This is a genomic window from Saccharothrix saharensis (assembly GCF_006716745.1).
Classification (GTDB): domain Bacteria; phylum Actinomycetota; class Actinomycetes; order Mycobacteriales; family Pseudonocardiaceae; genus Actinosynnema; species Actinosynnema saharense.
Genome location: NZ_VFPP01000001.1, coordinates 6924534 through 6940519 on the forward strand (window position 1 = coordinate 6924534; position 15986 = coordinate 6940519).

General features: G+C 71.7%; 18 protein-coding genes and 1 riboswitch. Of the genes, 13 read left to right on the forward strand and 5 right to left on the reverse strand.

Translation table 11 applies throughout. The annotated features are described in order from the left end of the window. Nucleotides 1-68 precede the first annotated feature (68 nt). Together FHX81_RS31635 and FHX81_RS31640 are read left to right on the forward strand one after the other, a co-directional pair. Nucleotides 69-1028: a TIGR03557 family F420-dependent LLM class oxidoreductase gene (locus FHX81_RS31635; protein WP_141982083.1), complete on the forward strand. Its 960-nt coding sequence runs from the start codon at nt 69-71 to the stop codon at nt 1026-1028. A 122-nt stretch (nt 1029-1150) separates the two neighbouring features. Next, on the forward strand, nt 1151-1441 hold the full coding sequence (locus FHX81_RS31640) for a WhiB family transcriptional regulator (protein WP_141982085.1): 291 nt from the start codon (nt 1151-1153) through the stop codon (nt 1439-1441). A gap of 361 nt (nt 1442-1802) precedes the next feature. Here FHX81_RS31640 and FHX81_RS31645 read toward each other — a convergent pair whose 3' ends face one another. Next, nucleotides 1803-2594, reverse strand: coding sequence for a SigB/SigF/SigG family RNA polymerase sigma factor (locus FHX81_RS31645; RefSeq protein ID WP_141982086.1), 792 nt, complete (start codon nt 2592-2594; stop codon nt 1803-1805). Beyond that, the gene (locus tag FHX81_RS31650) at nt 2591-3022 is read right to left on the reverse strand and encodes an ATP-binding protein (RefSeq protein ID WP_246108064.1); all 432 of its coding nucleotides are present in this window, start codon (nt 3020-3022) and stop codon (nt 2591-2593) included. The genes FHX81_RS31645 and FHX81_RS31650 overlap by 4 nt, the downstream gene beginning before the upstream one ends. Nucleotides 3023-3147: 125 nt before the next feature. Here FHX81_RS31650 and FHX81_RS31655 point away from each other — a divergent pair, with 125 nt between their 5' ends. After that, a complete protein-coding gene (locus FHX81_RS31655) occupies nt 3148-3903 on the forward strand; it encodes an ATP-binding protein (protein ID WP_141982091.1) in 756 nt (251 codons plus the stop codon). 16 nt (nt 3904-3919) lie between these two features. On the opposite strand, the gene FHX81_RS31660 is transcribed toward FHX81_RS31655, so the two are convergent. After that, entirely contained in the window at nt 3920-4339 is a 420-nt protein-coding gene (locus tag FHX81_RS31660) for an STAS domain-containing protein (protein WP_141982092.1), read from the reverse strand. 444 nt (nt 4340-4783) lie between these two features. Between FHX81_RS31660 and FHX81_RS31665 the strand changes: the two genes are divergently transcribed. From FHX81_RS31665 to FHX81_RS31705, 9 genes are all read left to right on the forward strand, one after another. Further along, nucleotides 4784-5026, forward strand: coding sequence for a hypothetical protein (locus FHX81_RS31665; RefSeq protein WP_141982094.1), 243 nt, complete (start codon nt 4784-4786; stop codon nt 5024-5026). Between the two features lie 70 nt (nt 5027-5096). After that, nucleotides 5097-5684 carry a cardiolipin synthase ClsA gene (gene clsA / locus FHX81_RS31670; protein ID WP_246108065.1) on the forward strand — a complete coding sequence of 196 codons (588 nt, stop codon included), beginning with the start codon at nt 5097-5099 and terminating at the stop codon, nt 5682-5684. Nucleotides 5685-5745: 61 nt separating this feature from the next. Beyond that, complete coding sequence (gcvH, locus tag FHX81_RS31675) at nt 5746-6129, forward strand: glycine cleavage system protein GcvH (protein ID WP_141982096.1); 384 nt, start codon at nt 5746-5748, stop codon at nt 6127-6129. A 113-nt stretch (nt 6130-6242) separates the two neighbouring features. Continuing rightward, nucleotides 6243-6704, forward strand: a complete 462-nt coding sequence (gene garA / locus FHX81_RS31680) for a glycogen accumulation regulator GarA (RefSeq protein ID WP_033427969.1) — start codon at nt 6243-6245, stop codon at nt 6702-6704. A gap of 14 nt (nt 6705-6718) precedes the next feature. Then, the gene (gene ftsR / locus FHX81_RS31685; RefSeq protein WP_141982098.1) at nt 6719-7393 is read left to right on the forward strand and encodes a transcriptional regulator FtsR; all 675 of its coding nucleotides are present in this window, start codon (nt 6719-6721) and stop codon (nt 7391-7393) included. Nucleotides 7394-7537: 144 nt separating this feature from the next. Further along, nucleotides 7538-8011 (forward strand): bifunctional nuclease family protein, encoded by a 474-nt coding sequence (locus tag FHX81_RS31690; protein WP_053720858.1) that lies wholly within the window; start codon nt 7538-7540, stop codon nt 8009-8011. Between the two features lie 811 nt (nt 8012-8822). Beyond that, nucleotides 8823-9389, forward strand: a complete 567-nt coding sequence (locus tag FHX81_RS31695; protein ID WP_141982100.1) for a MerR family transcriptional regulator — start codon at nt 8823-8825, stop codon at nt 9387-9389. A gap of 91 nt (nt 9390-9480) precedes the next feature. Next, a riboswitch (glycine riboswitch) is annotated at nt 9481-9571 on the forward strand. A 155-nt stretch (nt 9572-9726) separates the two neighbouring features. Then, nucleotides 9727-12615 carry an aminomethyl-transferring glycine dehydrogenase gene (gcvP, locus tag FHX81_RS31700; protein ID WP_141982103.1) on the forward strand — a complete coding sequence of 963 codons (2889 nt, stop codon included), beginning with the start codon at nt 9727-9729 and terminating at the stop codon, nt 12613-12615. A 95-nt stretch (nt 12616-12710) separates the two neighbouring features. After that, nucleotides 12711-13796: a hypothetical protein gene (locus FHX81_RS31705; protein ID WP_141982105.1), complete on the forward strand. Its 1086-nt coding sequence runs from the start codon at nt 12711-12713 to the stop codon at nt 13794-13796. On the opposite strand, the gene FHX81_RS31710 is transcribed toward FHX81_RS31705, so the two are convergent. Further along, entirely contained in the window at nt 13781-14182 is a 402-nt protein-coding gene (locus FHX81_RS31710; protein WP_141982107.1) for a DUF3224 domain-containing protein, read from the reverse strand. The genes FHX81_RS31705 and FHX81_RS31710 overlap by 16 nt on opposite strands. A 53-nt stretch (nt 14183-14235) precedes the next feature. Here FHX81_RS31710 and FHX81_RS31715 point away from each other — a divergent pair, with 53 nt between their 5' ends. Beyond that, entirely contained in the window at nt 14236-15195 is a 960-nt protein-coding gene (locus FHX81_RS31715) for a helix-turn-helix transcriptional regulator (protein WP_141982109.1), read from the forward strand. A 42-nt stretch (nt 15196-15237) separates the two neighbouring features. On the opposite strand, the gene FHX81_RS31720 is transcribed toward FHX81_RS31715, so the two are convergent. Beyond that, nucleotides 15238-15768 (reverse strand): hypothetical protein, encoded by a 531-nt coding sequence (locus FHX81_RS31720; protein WP_141982111.1) that lies wholly within the window; start codon nt 15766-15768, stop codon nt 15238-15240. Nucleotides 15769-15986: the final 218 nt, after the last annotated feature.

A 15986-nucleotide genomic window follows, 5' to 3' on the forward strand; every position in this document is an offset into this window, starting at 1 on the left:
CGTGGGACGTGGTCCGGCGCGCGGTGGCCACCGAGGTTCAGGAGTTCCCGCGCGGGTAACCGGTGGTCATGGTGAGCATCGGTTACTTCCTCTCCAGCGAGGAGCACGGTCCGCGTGAGCTGGTGCGGCAGGCGCGGTGGGCGGAGCAGGCCGGGTTCGAGCGCCTGTGGATCTCCGACCACTACCACCCGTGGAACGACGAGCAGGGGAACAGCCCGTTCGTGTGGTCCGTCATCGGGGCGCTGTCCGAGGTCACGTCGCTGCCCATCACGACCGCGGTCACCTGTCCGACGGTACGGATTCACCCGGCCGTGGTGGCGCAGGCCGCCGCGACGGCCGCCGTCCAGTGCCAGGGCGGGTTCACCCTCGGGGTGGGCTCCGGCGAGGCGCTGAACGAGCACATCTTCGGCGACCCGTGGCCGTCCGCGCCGCAGCGGCTGGAGATGCTCGAAGAGGCCGTCGAGGTGATGCGCGCGCTGTGGACCGGCGACGAGGTCAGCCACCGCGGCAAGCACTACACGGTCGAGAACGCGCGGCTCTACACCGTGCCGTCGTCACCCGTTCCGGTGTACGTGTCGGCGTTCGGGCCGAAGGCGGCCCAGCTCGCCGGGCGCATCGGCGACGGCCTGTGCTCGACGATGCCGGACGAGTCGCTGCCGGCGAAGTTCCGCGAGGCGGGCGGTGACGGCAAGCCCACCCAGGCCGGGTTCAAGGTCTGCCACGCGTCCTCGGCCGAGGCGGCCGCGAAGACGGCCCACCGGCTGTGGGCCAACGAGCAGCTGCCCGGCGAACTGGCGCAGGTCCTGCCGACGCCCAAGCACTTCGAGCAGGCGTCGACGCTGGTCACCGAGGAGATGGTCGCCTCCGCGCTGCCCGTGGGGCCCGACCCGGAGCCCTACGCGGACCGGGTGCGCGAGTTCGCCGACGCGGGGTACGACGAGGTGTACGTGAGCCAGATCGGGCCCGACCAGGAGCAGTTCTTCGCGTTCTGGGCGGAGTCGGTGGCGCCCGCGCTGCGCGGCGCGTGACGCTGCGGGCCCGAATCCACCCGCCCGATGACCCATCCGATGGGACGCACCACGTTTGCCTCCCGGGGACCAGCGGGTAAGCCGTGATCAAGCACCTGTGACACCGCAAGGGGGTTCATCCGATGACGAGCACCGCGCGCTTGCCCAAGCCCGTGACCGACGTCTGGGACTGGCAGAAGGAAGGGCTGTGCCGAGGCCGTGACAGCGCGGTCTTCTTCCACCCGGACAACGAGCGGGGCTCCGCCAGGGCCGCCCGCGAGGACAAGGCCAAGCAGCTCTGCGCCCGCTGCCCCGTGGTGGACCCGTGCCGGGAACACGCGTTGGCGGTCCAGGAGCCGTACGGCGTCTGGGGCGGCATGGGCGAGGACGAACGCCGGCGCATCATCGCCGACCGCCGCCGTTCCGCCGCCTGACCCGCCCACCGCCCAGGTGGGCCGGGCCTGCCCGCCGAGCCGACCTGGCGGTCGTGCCGACCTGTTGACCGAACGGGTCGCCGGCCACGCCGACTCGACCGCCGTACCCGACCTGCCCGCCGAATCGACCTGCCCCCGGAGTCGACCCGGGCTCGTCCGATCGGCGCCCGGGCGATCTGCCTCGCCGAGCAGATCAGCCTCGCCGAGCGGACCGGCCCGAAGCCGCCCCACGAGCCGACCTGCCCCCCGACCCCGCCGGACCGCCGCCGAGCCACTGCCCACCGGCCGCCGGTCCCCACCGAACGCGAAGAGGCCGCCTGACACCCCCGGTGCCAGGCGGCCTCTCGTCGTCCCCGGTGTCCTATTCGGAAAGACCCTCGCGCAACTGCCGCAGCGTCTTGGCCAGCAGCCGCGACACGTGCATCTGCGAGATGCCGACCTTCTGCGCGATCTGGGTCTGCGTCATGTTCCCGAAGAACCGCATCACCACGATCTTGCGCTCCCGCTCCGGCAGCTTCTCCAGCAACGGGTGCAACGCCTCCCGCTGCTCGATCGCCTCCAGCTCCGGGTCCTCCTCACCGAGCGTGCTGCCCAGCGAGATGGAGCTGTCGTCGGCCACCAGCAGGTCGTCCAGCGACGCGCTGTGGTAGGCGTTGCCCGCCGCCAGCCCCTCGTGGATCTCCTCCCGGCTCAGGCCCAGGTGCTGCGCCAGCTCGCTCGGCGTCGGCGCCCGGCCCAGCTCCTGCGACAACCGCGCCGACCCCGCGTTGATCGCCAGGTGCAGCTCCTTGAGCCGCCGCGGCATGCGCACCGACCAGCTGGAGTCCCGGAAGTACTTCCGGACCTCGCCCATGATCGTCGGCACCGCGAACGACAGGAAGTCGCTGCCCCGCTCCGGGTCGAACCGGTCCACCGCGTTGATCAGCCCGACCGTGGCCACCTGCACCAGGTCGTCGTGCGGCTCACCGCGGTGCCCGAACCGCCGGGCGATGTGCTTGGCCACCGGCAGGTGCTCGGTCACCAGCTCGTCGCGCAGCCGCTCCCGCTCCGGGTCGCCCTTCGCGGTCGCGGCGAGCCGCACGAACAGCGGCGCCAGGTGGTCGTAGTCACCCTGTGTGCCGGACCGCGTCGTGCCCCCGTCCGACCCCGTCACGCATCCACCGTCCCCAACGACCGCTTGACCAGGTCGATGTGCACCTCGAACGCCTCGGCCTGCGGCGCGACCCACGTCGTCACCGAGTCGACCAGCGCGCTCAGCACGCGCCAGCCGAAGCTGTCCCGGTCCGGCGGCGCGGACCGCTGCGAACCCACCTTGGTGAACACCTGCACCGACCCGTCGACCACCACGAACTGGGCGCTGAGCACGGCGTCCTGCGCGGCCAGCGAGATGAGGGTCGAGCACGCCTCGTCCACCGCCAGCTTCAGGTCCTCGATGGAGTCCAGGTCGAAGTCCTGCCGCATGGCGATGTCCGCCGCCACGGCACGGACGACCGACAGCTGCGTGGGGTCGGCCGCCATCCGCAACTCGACCCCGGCCAGGGCGTTCTCCGACTCACCGCTTCGCGGCTCAGTGTGCGACACGCTCACCTCGTCGTCCGTTCTGTCTCGTTGTGCTGCTGAAGCTACCGGTACCCGGATTGATCGTCGTTCACACGTGTAGACGACGCGCGGGCCGGGAAGACTGACTGGTGCGACGGGGAGGCCCATTGACCGAACAACTCGCGGACCACCACTGGGGAGCGGAGTTCCCGGCCCAGGCCGGGCAGCTCGCGGCGGTCCGTGCCCGACTGGACGCCTGGCTGGCCGCCGAGGGGCTGTCCGAGGACGACCGCTACGACCTCCTGGTCGCGGTGAACGAGGCGGCCAGCAACGCCGTGGAGCACGCGTACGGGCCGGACGAGCAGGGTGTGGTGCACATCGACGCCAGAGCGCGGCCCGACGGCAGCGTGCGCGTCGTCATCACCGACCACGGCGGCTGGCGCGTGCCGCCACCCACCCTGACCGCCCGCGGCCGGGGGCTGCTGCTGATGCACGAGAACGTCGACGAGGTGCTGGTCGACCGCGGTGCGAGCGGCACCACGGTCACCCTGGTCCTCGCGCCGCGGCACACGTCCGGCGGCACGTACCTGGCCGCACCCGTGTCGGTCGACCCGGTGGACGTCACCACCCGGGAAGGCTGGGTCGAGGTGCACGTGCGCGGCGACGTCCCGGCGCACGCCGCGCCCGCGGTCCGCCGCCGCATCCTCACCGCCGCGCGGGGCGGGACCGTGCCCGTGGTCGTGGACCTGCTCGCCCTGGGCGAGCACAGCGAAGGCCTGGTCCGCAGCCTGCGCGCGGTCGCCGAGGCCGCCGCCGCGGCGGGCAACCGGGTCGTCGTGCGCGCACCCGAACACGGCCACGCCCGCCGCGCGCTCGTCGCGGCGGGCGTGGACCAAGTCGTCGACCTGGTGCCGCACGTCTGAGGCTCCGTCACCCGGCTCAGCGGGACTCGTCGGCCTCCAGCGCCCGCTGGACCGACTCGAACACGCTGAACACCTCACCCAGGCCGGTGGCGGCCAGCGGGCGCGTCACCGCGCGCTCCACCGCCACGACGCGGAACCCCGCGCCCCGGCGGGTGGCCTGCTGCGAGGCCTCCACCAGCACGGCCAGACCGGCCGAGCCGAGGAAGCTCACCCCCGACAGGTCCAGCACCAGCGTGCTGCCGGCGTCGAGGTGCTGCAGGGCGGACGCCCGCAGTTGCGGCGCGGTGAGCATGTCGACCTCACCGCTCACCGACACCACGGTGACACCCTCCGTCGCCGTGCGGACGTCGAGCCCGAGCTGCCCGGCCCGCGGGCTGTCGGCCGCGGCGGACTCGGCTCCGCTCGTCGCCACGACGTCCGGATCCTGAACCGTCACGAGGCACTCCTCTTCAGCTGGAACCGCTGGGTGGGAAGCCCGGACGCACGAAGTGTGCGCGCAGCACTGAACAGCAGCGTGGCGGAAACGGTTCCCCGCTAGCCGGACTTCCCGGCGCGGCTGTTGGCTCAACCGCTGCGCCACCCACCGTACGGAGCCCGTGGCAACACCACAAGCGCGCGGGTGGCGCCCTGATAGGCATCAGTGTAGTGCGCTGTTCGGTGTGCGGCGGACGACGGACGGTGAACGGTTTGGTACCGCCGGGGCGGGATACGCCTCAGGGGAAGCGTTCCCGCCCACCGGGCGCAGCTCGGCGACGCAACCGGCCGCCGGCCGCGACAGGGCACGAACGCGGAGGTGGTCTCGACCACAGTCGAGCAGAATCGGGTGACGGGGATAACGCCACGAGAGCCGTGGGCGACAACCCCGGTGGAGGGATTTCAGATGAGCACCAGAACGGAAACCGAGTCCGAGCCGGCGAAGCCGAGGGCAGCGCGTGCCGGCACCACAGGCGCGGCGGCGCTGCCCACAGCCCCCTGCAGCGTGGTCTGGAGCAAGGGCCACGCGTACGTGCTCGAAGGTTTCCGGGCCCGCTGGGTGGGCGTCGACGACCGCGGTCGTCCGCAGGCGCTCAGCGGCGCCGAACTGCAACGACGCGGCTGGAGCCGCACCCGTTCGACCAACTGAGCCCGGCGCGCGGGCCTCGCACCGCGAGTCGACCACCGGGGCGCGCCGGGCGGCCATCTACAGTGCGGACGTGTCGCACGATCCCGCCGACCGGCTGCTGACCATCCCGAACGCGCTGAGCGTGTTGCGGCTGCTCGGCGTGCCCCTGTTCCTCTACCTGCTGCTCGGCCCGCACGCCGACGGCTGGGCGCTGGTCGTGCTCGTCGCGGCGGGCCTGTCCGACTGGCTGGACGGCAAGATCGCCCGCTGGCTCGACCAGGCGAGCAGGCTCGGCGCCCTGCTGGACCCGGCCGCCGACCGGCTCTACATCCTCGCCACGCTGGTGGCGTTCGTCGTGCGCGGCATCGTGCCCTGGTGGGTGGCGGCGGTGCTGGTCGGCCGCGAGCTCGTCGTCGGCCTCTGCCTGCCCGTGCTCCGGGCCCGCGGCTACGGCCCGTTCGAGGTGAACTACCTGGGCAAGGCGGCCACGTTCAACCTGCTCTACGCGTTCCCCATGCTGCTGCTCGCCCAGGGCTCCTCCACGGCCGCGCAGGTCGCCCGCCCGGTCGCCTACGCGTTCATGGTCTGGGGCGGGGCCTTGTACCTGTGGTCGGGGGTGCTGTACGTGTACCAGTTCACCGTCGCGATGCGGCGACCGCCGGGTGTCGCGCCGGCGTGAACGACGACGTGGGAAGATCCGGCGGAGCGTTGATCCACCGTCATTGAAGGAGCACACCGCGGTGATTCCCGAGGAGCTCAAGTACACCGAGGAACATGAGTGGGTGCTGCGCACAGGTGAGGACACCGTGCGCGTGGGCATCACCGACTACGCCCAGGAGCAGCTCGGCGACGTGGTGTTCGTCCAGCTCCCCGAGCTCGGCGAGCAGGTCGCGGCCGGGCAGACGCTGGGCGAGGTGGAGTCGACCAAGAGCGTGTCCGACATCTACGCGCCGCTCGCGGGCGAGGTCGTCGCCCGCAACGACTCGCTCGACCAGCAGCCCGACCTGGTGAACACCGACCCCTACGGCGAGGGGTGGATGGTGGAATTGCGGCTGGAGGACCCCTCCGCGGTCGACGACCTGCTCGACGCCGCCGCGTACCAGGAGCTGGTGGCACAGGGGTGACGTCGATCTTCCGGCGGCTCTTCGGTCGGTGGGGGAGCCGCTCCTCAGACCAGGGTTCGGGCACGATAGGTTCTAGCGGTCTCGACGGTTCCAGCAGCAGGAGGAGAGCTCAGGTGAGCACGAACGACGGGCCAGGCGTTCCGCCAGAGCAGTCCCCGGAGCGGACCTCCGTGTTCCGGGCCGACTTCCTCGCCGAGGTCGAGGGCGCCGAGGCGCCCGCCCAGGAGCCTGCCGTCGCGGGTGTCGACGCGCTGCCCGCCGGGTCGGCGCTGCTCGTGGTCAAGCGCGGCCCCAACGCGGGGTCGAGGTTCCTGCTGGACCGCGACACGACGAGCGCGGGGCGGCACCCCGACAGCGACATCTTCCTCGACGACGTGACGGTCTCCCGTCGCCACGCCGAGTTCCGCCGCGAGGGCGGCGAGTTCGTGGTGATCGACGTGGGCAGCCTGAACGGCACCTACGTCAACCGCGAGCCCGTCGACCAGGCGGTGCTGGCGAACGGCGACGAGGTGCAGATCGGCAAGTTCCGCCTGGTGTTCCTGACCGGTCCGGGCGCCGGGGGCCAGGGGGCCTGAGCGATGGGGCTCCGGTGACGGCGGCCGGGCGGCCACGCGGGGGGTTGAGCATCGGGGCGGTGCTGGCGCAGCTGCGACCCGACTTCCCCGACGTCACCATCTCCAAGATCCGATTCCTGGAGTCGGAGGGGTTGGTCCGCCCGGCGCGCACGGCGTCGGGGTACCGGCAGTTCACGTCCGCGGACGTGGACCGCCTGCGGTACGTGCTGTCCGCCCAACGGGACCGGTACCTGCCGCTGAAGGTCATCAAGGAGCAGTTGGACGCGGCCGACCAGGGCGCGTCGAAGGTGGTGCGCGCGGCCGACCTCTCCCCGGCCGCCGGGCACCGCGTCACCCGCGAGGACCTGCTGGCGCGGGCGGGCATCGAGCCGGCCGTGCTGGCCGACCTGGAGCGGCACGGCCTCATCCGGGCCGGCGCGGGCGGGTTCTACGACCACGAGGCCGTGCAGATCGCCTCGACCGTGCGGGCGATGGCCGAGCACGGGCTGGAGGCCCGCCACCTGCGGCCGTTCCGCGTCGCGGCCGACCGCGAGGTCGGGTTGGTGGAGCAGGCGGCGGTCGCGGCACCCCGGCAGGGCGATCGCGACGAGGTCGTGCGGGAACTGGCGGCGCTCTCGGTAACGCTGCACACACTGCTGGTGAAGGTGGGCCTGCGCGATGGCGTGGGTAACCCTGTTTCGCCGAGGTGAACGCGTGTCCGCATCGTGATCCGAAGCGGGCGGGCGGTTGCGCACAGAGCCCGCTTGGCGGGTAGCGTCGAAACTGTACGTGGGGGATCCTCGTTAGGTAGCGGGGACGCCAGAATTTCAGCGCGCTGAGGGAGGCGAGACCCGATGAGCGAAATGCGCGTCGTCGGCGTGCGGGTGGAGTTGCCCGCCAACCAGCCGATCCTGCTGCTGCGCGAAACCGAGGGCGAACGGTACCTGCCGATCTGGATCGGATCGGTCGAGGCCACGGCGATCGCGTTGGAGCAGCAAGGTGTCCGTCCTGCCCGGCCGTTGACGCACGACCTGCTCAAGGACGTCATCGGAGCCCTCGGTCGGCAGTTGGAGCAGGTGCGGATCACGGACCTGCAGGAGGGCACGTACTTCGCGGAGCTCGTCTTCGACGGCGACATCCGCGTCTCGGCGCGGCCCAGCGACTCGGTGGCGCTGGCCCTGCGGATCGGCGTGCCGATCCACGCGGAGGAGTCCGTGCTGGCGGAGGCGGGCCTCATCATCCCCGACGAGCAGGAGGACGAGGTCGAGAAGTTCCGCGAGTTCCTCGACTCGGTCTCGCCGGAGGACTTCCGCGGGGCGGACACGTAAGCCGACCGACCCGCGTTCGCGGCGAGCTGCTCCGGAAGATCAGAAGATCCGAAGCGTCCTCGTCGGACTGGCGCACCAGCAGGATGACGACCCGGACCGCCGTCATCTCCTATGGGGATGGTGGTCCGGGTTTCGCGTCATCCCACCGACTTCCCTCCGGGCTGCCACACGCGTCAAGGGGACGACATCGGAAGCAGTGGTGCGCCATCAGTGGACCACGCCCCCTCGGCACGCGCGGCAGGGCACAGCCAGCTCGGCGGGATGACACGAACCCCTCGACTTGGGAAGCGGGAGCTTCGCGGCCCGCACCGCCCGGCCCGTCCGCACCCCGGGCCCGTCCGGCGAGGACGCTTCGGAGCTTTCAGACCTTCGACCGCCCCGCAGGGGTCCACCGACCCGCTCAGGTCCGACGGGTCGGGTGCTTGACAAAGAGGCCCTCACCCGAACCCACCCCACCCCGCCCACGAAGGGCCGCGACCCCGGCCCCACACCGTGAACGGCCCTTCGCAAGCGTGCGCGGTGCGTTGTGGATCAACCCCGCGTGCCACCATCAGGCGTCACACCCCTGAATTACACAACGTCAACGTTGCTCGGCTAAACGATCACTAAACGTCACCCGAATGGCTTACGACGGGTGACTCTCTCAACCTCTACCTCACGTTGAGGTCAGACACGCCCCGCGCGTCGCGTTGACCTGCCCCCTAGCCGGTCTTACCGTCGAACTCAGGTGAATTGCCACGGTGTGATTCGGGCACCGCGGCGGCTTCACGTTGGTCGCCGGTCGTCGTGGCCGGACCGAGGGGAGGCAGGCGTGGTCGAGGAAGCGCCCATCCGGGCCGGATCCGGCGAACAGGGTGAGCTGTTCCCGGACTCCTCGCTGCCGGACGAGCTGGTCGGGTACCGCGGCCCCGCCGCGTGCCAGATCGCGGGCATCACCTACCGCCAGCTGGACTACTGGGCGCGCACGGGGTTGGTCAACCCCACGATAAGGAGTGCGCAGGGCTCAGGCAGCCAACGGCTCTACTCGTTCAAGGACATCCTGGTCCTCAAGGTCGTGAAGAGACTGCTGGACACCGGCGTCTCGTTGCAGAACATCCGGGTCGCGGTGGACCACCTGCGCCGCCGCGGCGTGCAGGACCTGGCCCGCATCACGCTGTTCAGCGACGGCACCACGGTCTACGAGTGCACGTCGCCGGAAGAGGTCGTCGACCTCCTCCAGGGCGGTCAGGGGGTGTTCGGCATCGCGGTCTCCGGCGCGATGCGGGAGATCAGCGGCACGATCCACGACTTCCCCGCCGAACGGGCGGACGGGGCCGAGATCGTGGAGGCGGCCGACGACGAGCTGTCCCGTCGCCGGCGGACGAGGGCCATCGGCTGACCGGGCGGGTCGACCGGCGCGCACTGAGATCCACGTCGCGCCGGCGGTACCGTTCACCCCTCCGACGGGTACGATTCCGCGCGTAGTCGCTTTATCCCGTGCGGGAGAGTCCGAGTCCGTCTCGGCGCCGAAGGAGCAAATCCTCCCCGGAACCTCTCAGGCGCAAGGACCGTGCGGGTGAGACGCCTCTGGAAAGCGGGTCGGGCACGACCGACCGACCCCGCCGACGGTGCAAGCCCGACAGCCGGGTGAAGCTCTCAGGCGCCCGACACCGGGCAGAAGACAGAGGGGGAGGGCAACGGCAGAAGTCTGTCCGGAGCCCTGGAGGCCAGCACCGATGACGCAGGACCGCATCCCCCTCGCCGCACTCGAGCACGGCACCCCGTTCGCCGACCGGCACGTGGGCCCGCGGCCCGCCGAGCTGGCCCGCATCCTCGACGTGATCGGTGTCGGCTCGCTGGAGGAACTGGCGCAGCACGCCGTCCCCGAGTCGATCCGCGAGCGCGACCTGGTGCTGGACCTGCCCGCGCCCGCCACCGAGACCGAGGCGCTGGCCGAGCTGCGCGCCCTCGCCGCGCGCAACCGTCCGATGACCCAGATGATCGGGCTCGGCTACTACGGCACGACCACCCCGCCGGTGATCCGCCGCAACGTGCTGGAGAGCCCCGCCTGGTACACCGCGTACACGCCGTACCAGCCGGAGATCTCCCAGGGCCGCCTCGAAGCGCTGCTGAACTTCCAGACGATGGTCGCCGACCTGACCGGTCTGCCGCTGGCCAACGCCTCGATGCTGGACGAGTCCACGGCCGCCGCCGAGGCGATGACGCTGGTCCGCCGCGCGGGTCGGGCCAAGTCGAACAAGTTCGTGGTCGACGCCGACACGCTGCCGCAGACGCTGGCCGTCATCGAGACGCGCGCGGAGCCGCTGGGCATCGAGATCGTCACCGCCGACCTGTCGCAGGGCATCGAGGGGCTCGGCCTGGGCGGCGACTTCTTCGGCGTGCTGCTGTCCTACCCCGGTGCGTCCGGCGTGGTGCTCGACCACGCGTCGGTCATCGAGGAGATCCACAAGGCGGGTGCGCAGGCCGTGGTCGCCGCGGACCTGCTGGCGTTGACGCTGCTGCGCCCGCCGGGCGAGATCGGTGCGGACGTCGTCATCGGCACCACGCAGCGCTTCGGCGTGCCGATCGGGTTCGGTGGGCCGCACGCCGGGTACATGGCCGTGCGCCAGGGCCTGGAGCGGCAGCTGCCCGGCCGGCTGGTCGGCGTGTCCGTGGACGCGGACGGCTCGCTCGCCTACCGCCTCGCGCTGCAGACGCGCGAGCAGCACATCCGTCGCGAGAAGGCCACCAGCAACATCTGCACCGCGCAGGTGCTGCTCGCGGTGATGGCCTCGATGTACGCGGTGTACCACGGTCCGGAGGGCTTGAAGGCGATCGCGACCCGGGCGCACCGGATGGCGACCGTGCTCGCCGCCGGCCTGCTGGAGGGCGGCGTCGAGATCGTGCACGGCGAGTTCTTCGACACGGTGCGGGCGCGCGTCGAGGGCCGTGCCGCCGCCGTCGTCTCGGCCGCGCGCGACCTCGGCGTGAACCTGTGGCAGGTGGACGCCGACGTGGTGTCCATCGCGTGCGACGAGACGACCACGCGCGAGCACCTGGAACTGGTGTGGAAGGCGTTCGGCGTGACCGTCGCCGACGTGGACGGCCTGGACGCCGACACCGCCGACGGCATCCCCGCGGACCTGCGCCGCACGAGCGACTACCTGACCCACCCGGTGTTCCACGCGCACCGCTCCGAAACCGCGCTGCTGCGGTACCTGCGGTCGTTGTCGGACAAGGACGTGGCGCTGGACCGCAGCATGATCCCGCTGGGCTCGTGCACGATGAAGCTCAACGCCACGGCCGAGATGGAGCCCGTGACGTGGCCGGAGTTCGCGGACCTGCACCCGTTCGCGCCCGCGTCGGACGCCGAGGGGCTGCTGAGCATCGTCGGTGACCTGGAGCGGTGGCTGGCCGAGGTCACCGGGTACGACGCGGTGTCGTTGCAGCCGAACGCGGGCAGCCAGGGCGAGTTCGCGGGCCTGCTGGCGATCCGCGCCTACCACCGGGCCAACGGCGACGACCACCGCGACGTGTGCCTGATCCCGTCCAGCGCGCACGGCACCAACGCCGCGTCCGCCGTGATGGCCGGGATGCGGGTCGTGGTGGTGAAGTGCGACGACCACGGCAACGTGGACGTCGACCACCTGCGCGCCACGATCGACGCGCACCGCGACTCGCTCGCCGCGATCATGATCACCTACCCGTCGACGCACGGCGTGTACGAGGACACCGTGCGCGAGGTGTGCGGGCTGGTGCACGACGCCGGCGGCCAGGTGTACGTGGACGGCGCGAACCTCAACGCGCTGATCGGCTTGGCCCAGTACGGCAAGTTCGGGTCGGACGTGTCGCACCTGAACCTGCACAAGACGTTCTGCATCCCGCACGGCGGCGGTGGCCCGGGTGTCGGCCCGATCGGCGTGCGGTCGCACCTGGCGCCGTTCCTGCCGAACCACCCGTTGCAGCCGACGGCCGGTCCGGCGACCGGTGTCGGCCCGATCAGCGCCGCGCCGTGGGGTTCGGCGTCGATCCTGCCGATCTCGTGGGCCTACGTGCGGATGATGGGCGCGGACGGCCTGCGCCGGGCGACGTTGACCGCGGTGGCGGCGGCGAACTACGTGGCGCGGCGGTTGGACGAGCACTTCCCGGTGCTGTACACCGGCGAGGGCGGTTTCGTGGCCCACGAGTGCATCCTCGACCTGCGGCCGATCACCAAGGCGACCGGCGTGACGGTGGACGACGTGGCGAAGCGGCTGGCCGACTACGGGCTGCACGCGCCGACCATGTCGTTCCCGGTGGCGGGCACGTTGATGGTGGAGCCGACCGAGAGCGAGGACCTCGGCGAGATCGACCGGTTCATCGACGCGATGATCGCCATCAAGCACGAGATCGACCGCGTCGGCTCGGGCGAGTGGCCGGCCGACGACAACCCGCTGCGCAACGCACCGCACACGGCGGCCTCCATCGCCACCGAGTGGGACCACCCGTACAGCCGCGAGGTGGCGGTGTTCCCGGCGGGCACGGCGGCACCGAAGATCTGGCCCCCGGTGCGCCGCATCGACGGCGCCAAGGGCGACCGCAACCTGGTCTGCTCCTGCCCGCCGGTCTCGGCCTACGGCGGCTGACCGCGAGTTCCGCGAGACGGCGGCCACCCGGCTGATCGGCGGGTGGCCGCCGTTGTGCGGATCGGTGGCGGGACGTCCGTCCTAGGGTCGGACGAATGAGTTCAGTGACGGTTCGTCACCACCTCTACACCGTGGGTCGCGGACCTCGCGGGGTGCCGGTGGTGGACGACATCGCCCGGCAGTCCGGCGTCGGCCCCGTCGACGTCGACCTGGTGCGGGCGCTGGAAGTCAACGCCCTGGCCCCGTCCGGCCGGAACGCGGTCAAGCACGGCACCCGTCTGCTCGAACTGGCGCTGATCACCTCCTACCTCAGGACGACGGCCGCTGACGTGTTGGTGTTGCGCGCCGACGACTACGGGTCCGGCTCGCGCCGCATCAAGTCGTTCGTGAGCGAAGCGGTGGGGCTGGGGATGTTGACCGAACTCGTCCGACACCTGGAGGGCGGGAGCGAGGTCGGGCCCCTGTACGACTTCGACGCCTTGCCCGCCGCGTTGACGGGGCGGTTCCGCCGCCGGGGAGTGCGGCCCGACCTGTTGTTCGCCCTGGACCGGCGCCGGCTCGCCGGGGAGTCGCGAGGGCGGACGGAGCGACGGCCGGTCCGGGTGACGAAACAGCCCCGGGACCGCTTGAACGAGCTGCTGCCGTGGGCGGAGGCCCACGGTGGTCACCCGTTGGTGATGACCTGGTGCTACCTCTCCGGCACCGGGATCACCGTCGACGTCTACCGCGAGGCCGACCCCGGCGCGCGGCTCGCGCTCGACCTCACCGGTCGGCCGGGCGGTTCGAGGGGGACACGGGACGAGTGGCCGCGTGATCGCGGGCCGGACGATGTCGGGACCGAGTACCTCTTCGACCACGTGCTCGCCACCCGGGCGCGCGTGGAAGCGCAGCTGTACCGCAGCGCACCGCGGACCGACCTCCGGGTCGCAGGCCGGTCGTTGCGCGGCGGCTGGGCGCCCGCCGACCTGATCGCGGACGAACGCGGGGTGTTGTTCCTCGGCGTGCTGGACCGCGCGGTCGACCCGGACGCGGGGGCGAGGATCGCCGCCGGCCTCGCGGACCGCGGGACCGACGACGAGGTCCGGTTGTCCGTGCTGGTCCGCGAGCGCCTGGTCCTGGCCCTGGCGTCCGGGAGGACCGGGCAGCCCTGGGACCTGCTCGACGATCAGGCGAGCTCGTAGTCCAGTTCGAACCGGCCCGGTTCGCCCCGCGGCCACGTGAGGCGGCCCGTGCCGGTGAGGCCGGCCAGGTCGCCGGTGGCCGAGGTGACGGTGAAGGTGCCGGTGGCGGCGCCGTCGTGGAAGCCGCCCGTGTGGTGGAGTACGAAGCTGCCCCTGCGGCCGTTCAGGGTGCCCGTGACGACCTCGTAGCCGGTGGAGACGCACGAGTCGTCGTCCGCGTAGGACATGACGAAGCGCAGGTCGCCCGTGGCTTCCAGGTCACCGGTGTAGGCGGTGGTCATGCCGCCGACGGTCTGCTTCGGGCCGGTGACTTCGTCGTAGCGCTCGCCGTCCCACGTCTGCTCGTCCCAGCTCTTCATCTCGGCGTTGGCCTGTGCGGTGCTCATGGCGGCGAGCTTGCCCGGTGTACCTGACAGGGTGCGTCAGGAAAGATGAGGAGATGCGCGCCAGCCGGTTGCTGTCCCTGCTCCTCCTGCTCCAGTCGCGCGGCCGGATGACGGCGCAGGAGCTGGCGGACGAGCTGGAGGTGTCGGTCCGCACGGTGTACCGGGACGTCGAGGCGCTCGGGGCGTCCGGTGTGCCCGTGTACGCCGACCGCGGGCCGGCCGGTGGCTACCGTCTGGTCGACGGGTACCGCAGCCGGCTGACCGGGCTGACCACCGAGGAGGCCGACTCGTTGTTCCTGGCGGGCATGCCGGGACCGGCGGCGGAGCTCGGGTTGGGCGCGGTGGTGGCGGCGGCGCAGCTCAAGGTGCTCGCGGCGCTGCCGCCGGAGTTGCGGTCGCGCGCGTCGCGGATCGGGGAGAGGTTCCACCTGGACGCGCCCGGCTGGTTCCGCGGCGACGAGGGCACGCCGCACGTGGCCGCCATCGCGGAGGCGGTGTGGCGGCAGCGGCGGCTGCGCGTCCGGTACGTGCGGTGGGCGCGGGTCGAGGTGGAGCGGACGGTGGAGCCGCTGGGGCTCGTGCTCAAGGCGGGCAACTGGTACCTCGTCGCCCGGACGGACGGCCTGCGCACCTACCGCGTGTCCCGGGTGCTGGAGCTGACCGCGCTGGACGAGTCGTTCGACCGGCCCGAGGGGTTCGACCTCGCCGAGTACTGGGCGGGCTGGTCGGAGCGGTTCGAGCGGCGCATGTACCCGATGCGGGTGACGGTCCGGCTCACGCCGAACGGGTTGCGCGGCGCACGGGTCCTGCTGAGCCTCGTCGCGGCCCGCGAGTTGAAGGACGTCGAGCCGGAGGGGGAGTGGACGACGGTCCGGGTGCCGGTCGAGTCGTTGGACCACGCGCTGGTCGACCTGCTGCGCCTCGGGCCCGAGGTGGACGTGGTGGAACCGCCGGAGCTGCGTGACCGCGTCATCGCCCGGATCGCGGCGATGGCCGCGGTGTACGCGGGGTGACCGGGAGGGAGGCGCGCCCCCGGGGGACGCGCCTCCCGGTCGTCAGTCGATCGTGGTGGCGTTGCTGTAGTTGCAGATGGACGGCGCCATCACCTGCGCCGCGCTGCCCCAGCCGGCGCACTGGTACGAGGAGTGGCCGTACCAGTTGTGGCCGAACTCGTGGGCGGCCAGGAGGGCGTCGTCGTTCACGCCGCCCATGTAGAGCGCGATCCGCTGGCCCGCGCCCCAGTTGCAGCCCACCACGCGACTGCCGCCGCCGCAGTCGGTGATGTAGCCGTTGCGGCACTCGACGGGGGTGCCGCTGGAGCTCTCGGTCAGCCCGGCCCACGCCCGCGCGCCGGTGCGGATGGCCGACGCGTACGGCGAGCAGGAGCTGAGGATGCGGTAGGTCCGGGCGTTCGGCACGGGCCACGCCGCCACCGCGGGCGGGGTGGTCAGCACGTCGGCGGGCGCGGCGGCCAGGTCGACGACGCTGGTCGCGTGGGCTTCACCGAGGGAGCCCTGGGAGTTCGGTGCGACGAGGACGGCGAGCACGAGCGCCAGCAGGGCGGGCGCCAGGAATATCTTCCTCACGGTGTTCGTCCTTTCGTGTGCAGGGACTCGACGTTGTGCAGGGACGTCGAAGCACTCGAAGTTACGAGACCCACCGGATGCCTATCAACCGGCTCGGATGTCGGCTTGACCAGCGAAGACGATCAAAATGTGCCCGTCGGCCAGGAACGATCCGGTGCCGGGAAGATCGGCAGTGAATCGAGTGGTGTTTATTTAACCGGTCGAATGCCGCGCATCTT

Coding starts and splice junctions, on each gene's coding strand:
- FHX81_RS31635 (WP_141982083.1), top strand. CDS start 69: ATGGTGAGCATCGGTTACTTCCTCTCCAGCGAGGAGCACGGTCCGCGT.
- FHX81_RS31640 (WP_141982085.1), top strand. CDS start 1,151: ATGACGAGCACCGCGCGCTTGCCCAAGCCCGTGACCGACGTCTGGGAC.
- FHX81_RS31665 (WP_141982094.1), top strand. CDS start 4,784: ATGAGCACCAGAACGGAAACCGAGTCCGAGCCGGCGAAGCCGAGGGCA.
- FHX81_RS31690 (WP_053720858.1), top strand. CDS start 7,538: ATGAGCGAAATGCGCGTCGTCGGCGTGCGGGTGGAGTTGCCCGCCAAC.
- gcvP (WP_141982103.1), top strand. CDS start 9,727: ATGACGCAGGACCGCATCCCCCTCGCCGCACTCGAGCACGGCACCCCG.
- FHX81_RS31705 (WP_141982105.1), top strand. CDS start 12,711: ATGAGTTCAGTGACGGTTCGTCACCACCTCTACACCGTGGGTCGCGGA.
- FHX81_RS31710 (WP_141982107.1), bottom strand. CDS start 14,182: ATGAGCACCGCACAGGCCAACGCCGAGATGAAGAGCTGGGACGAGCAG.
- FHX81_RS31715 (WP_141982109.1), top strand. CDS start 14,236: ATGCGCGCCAGCCGGTTGCTGTCCCTGCTCCTCCTGCTCCAGTCGCGC.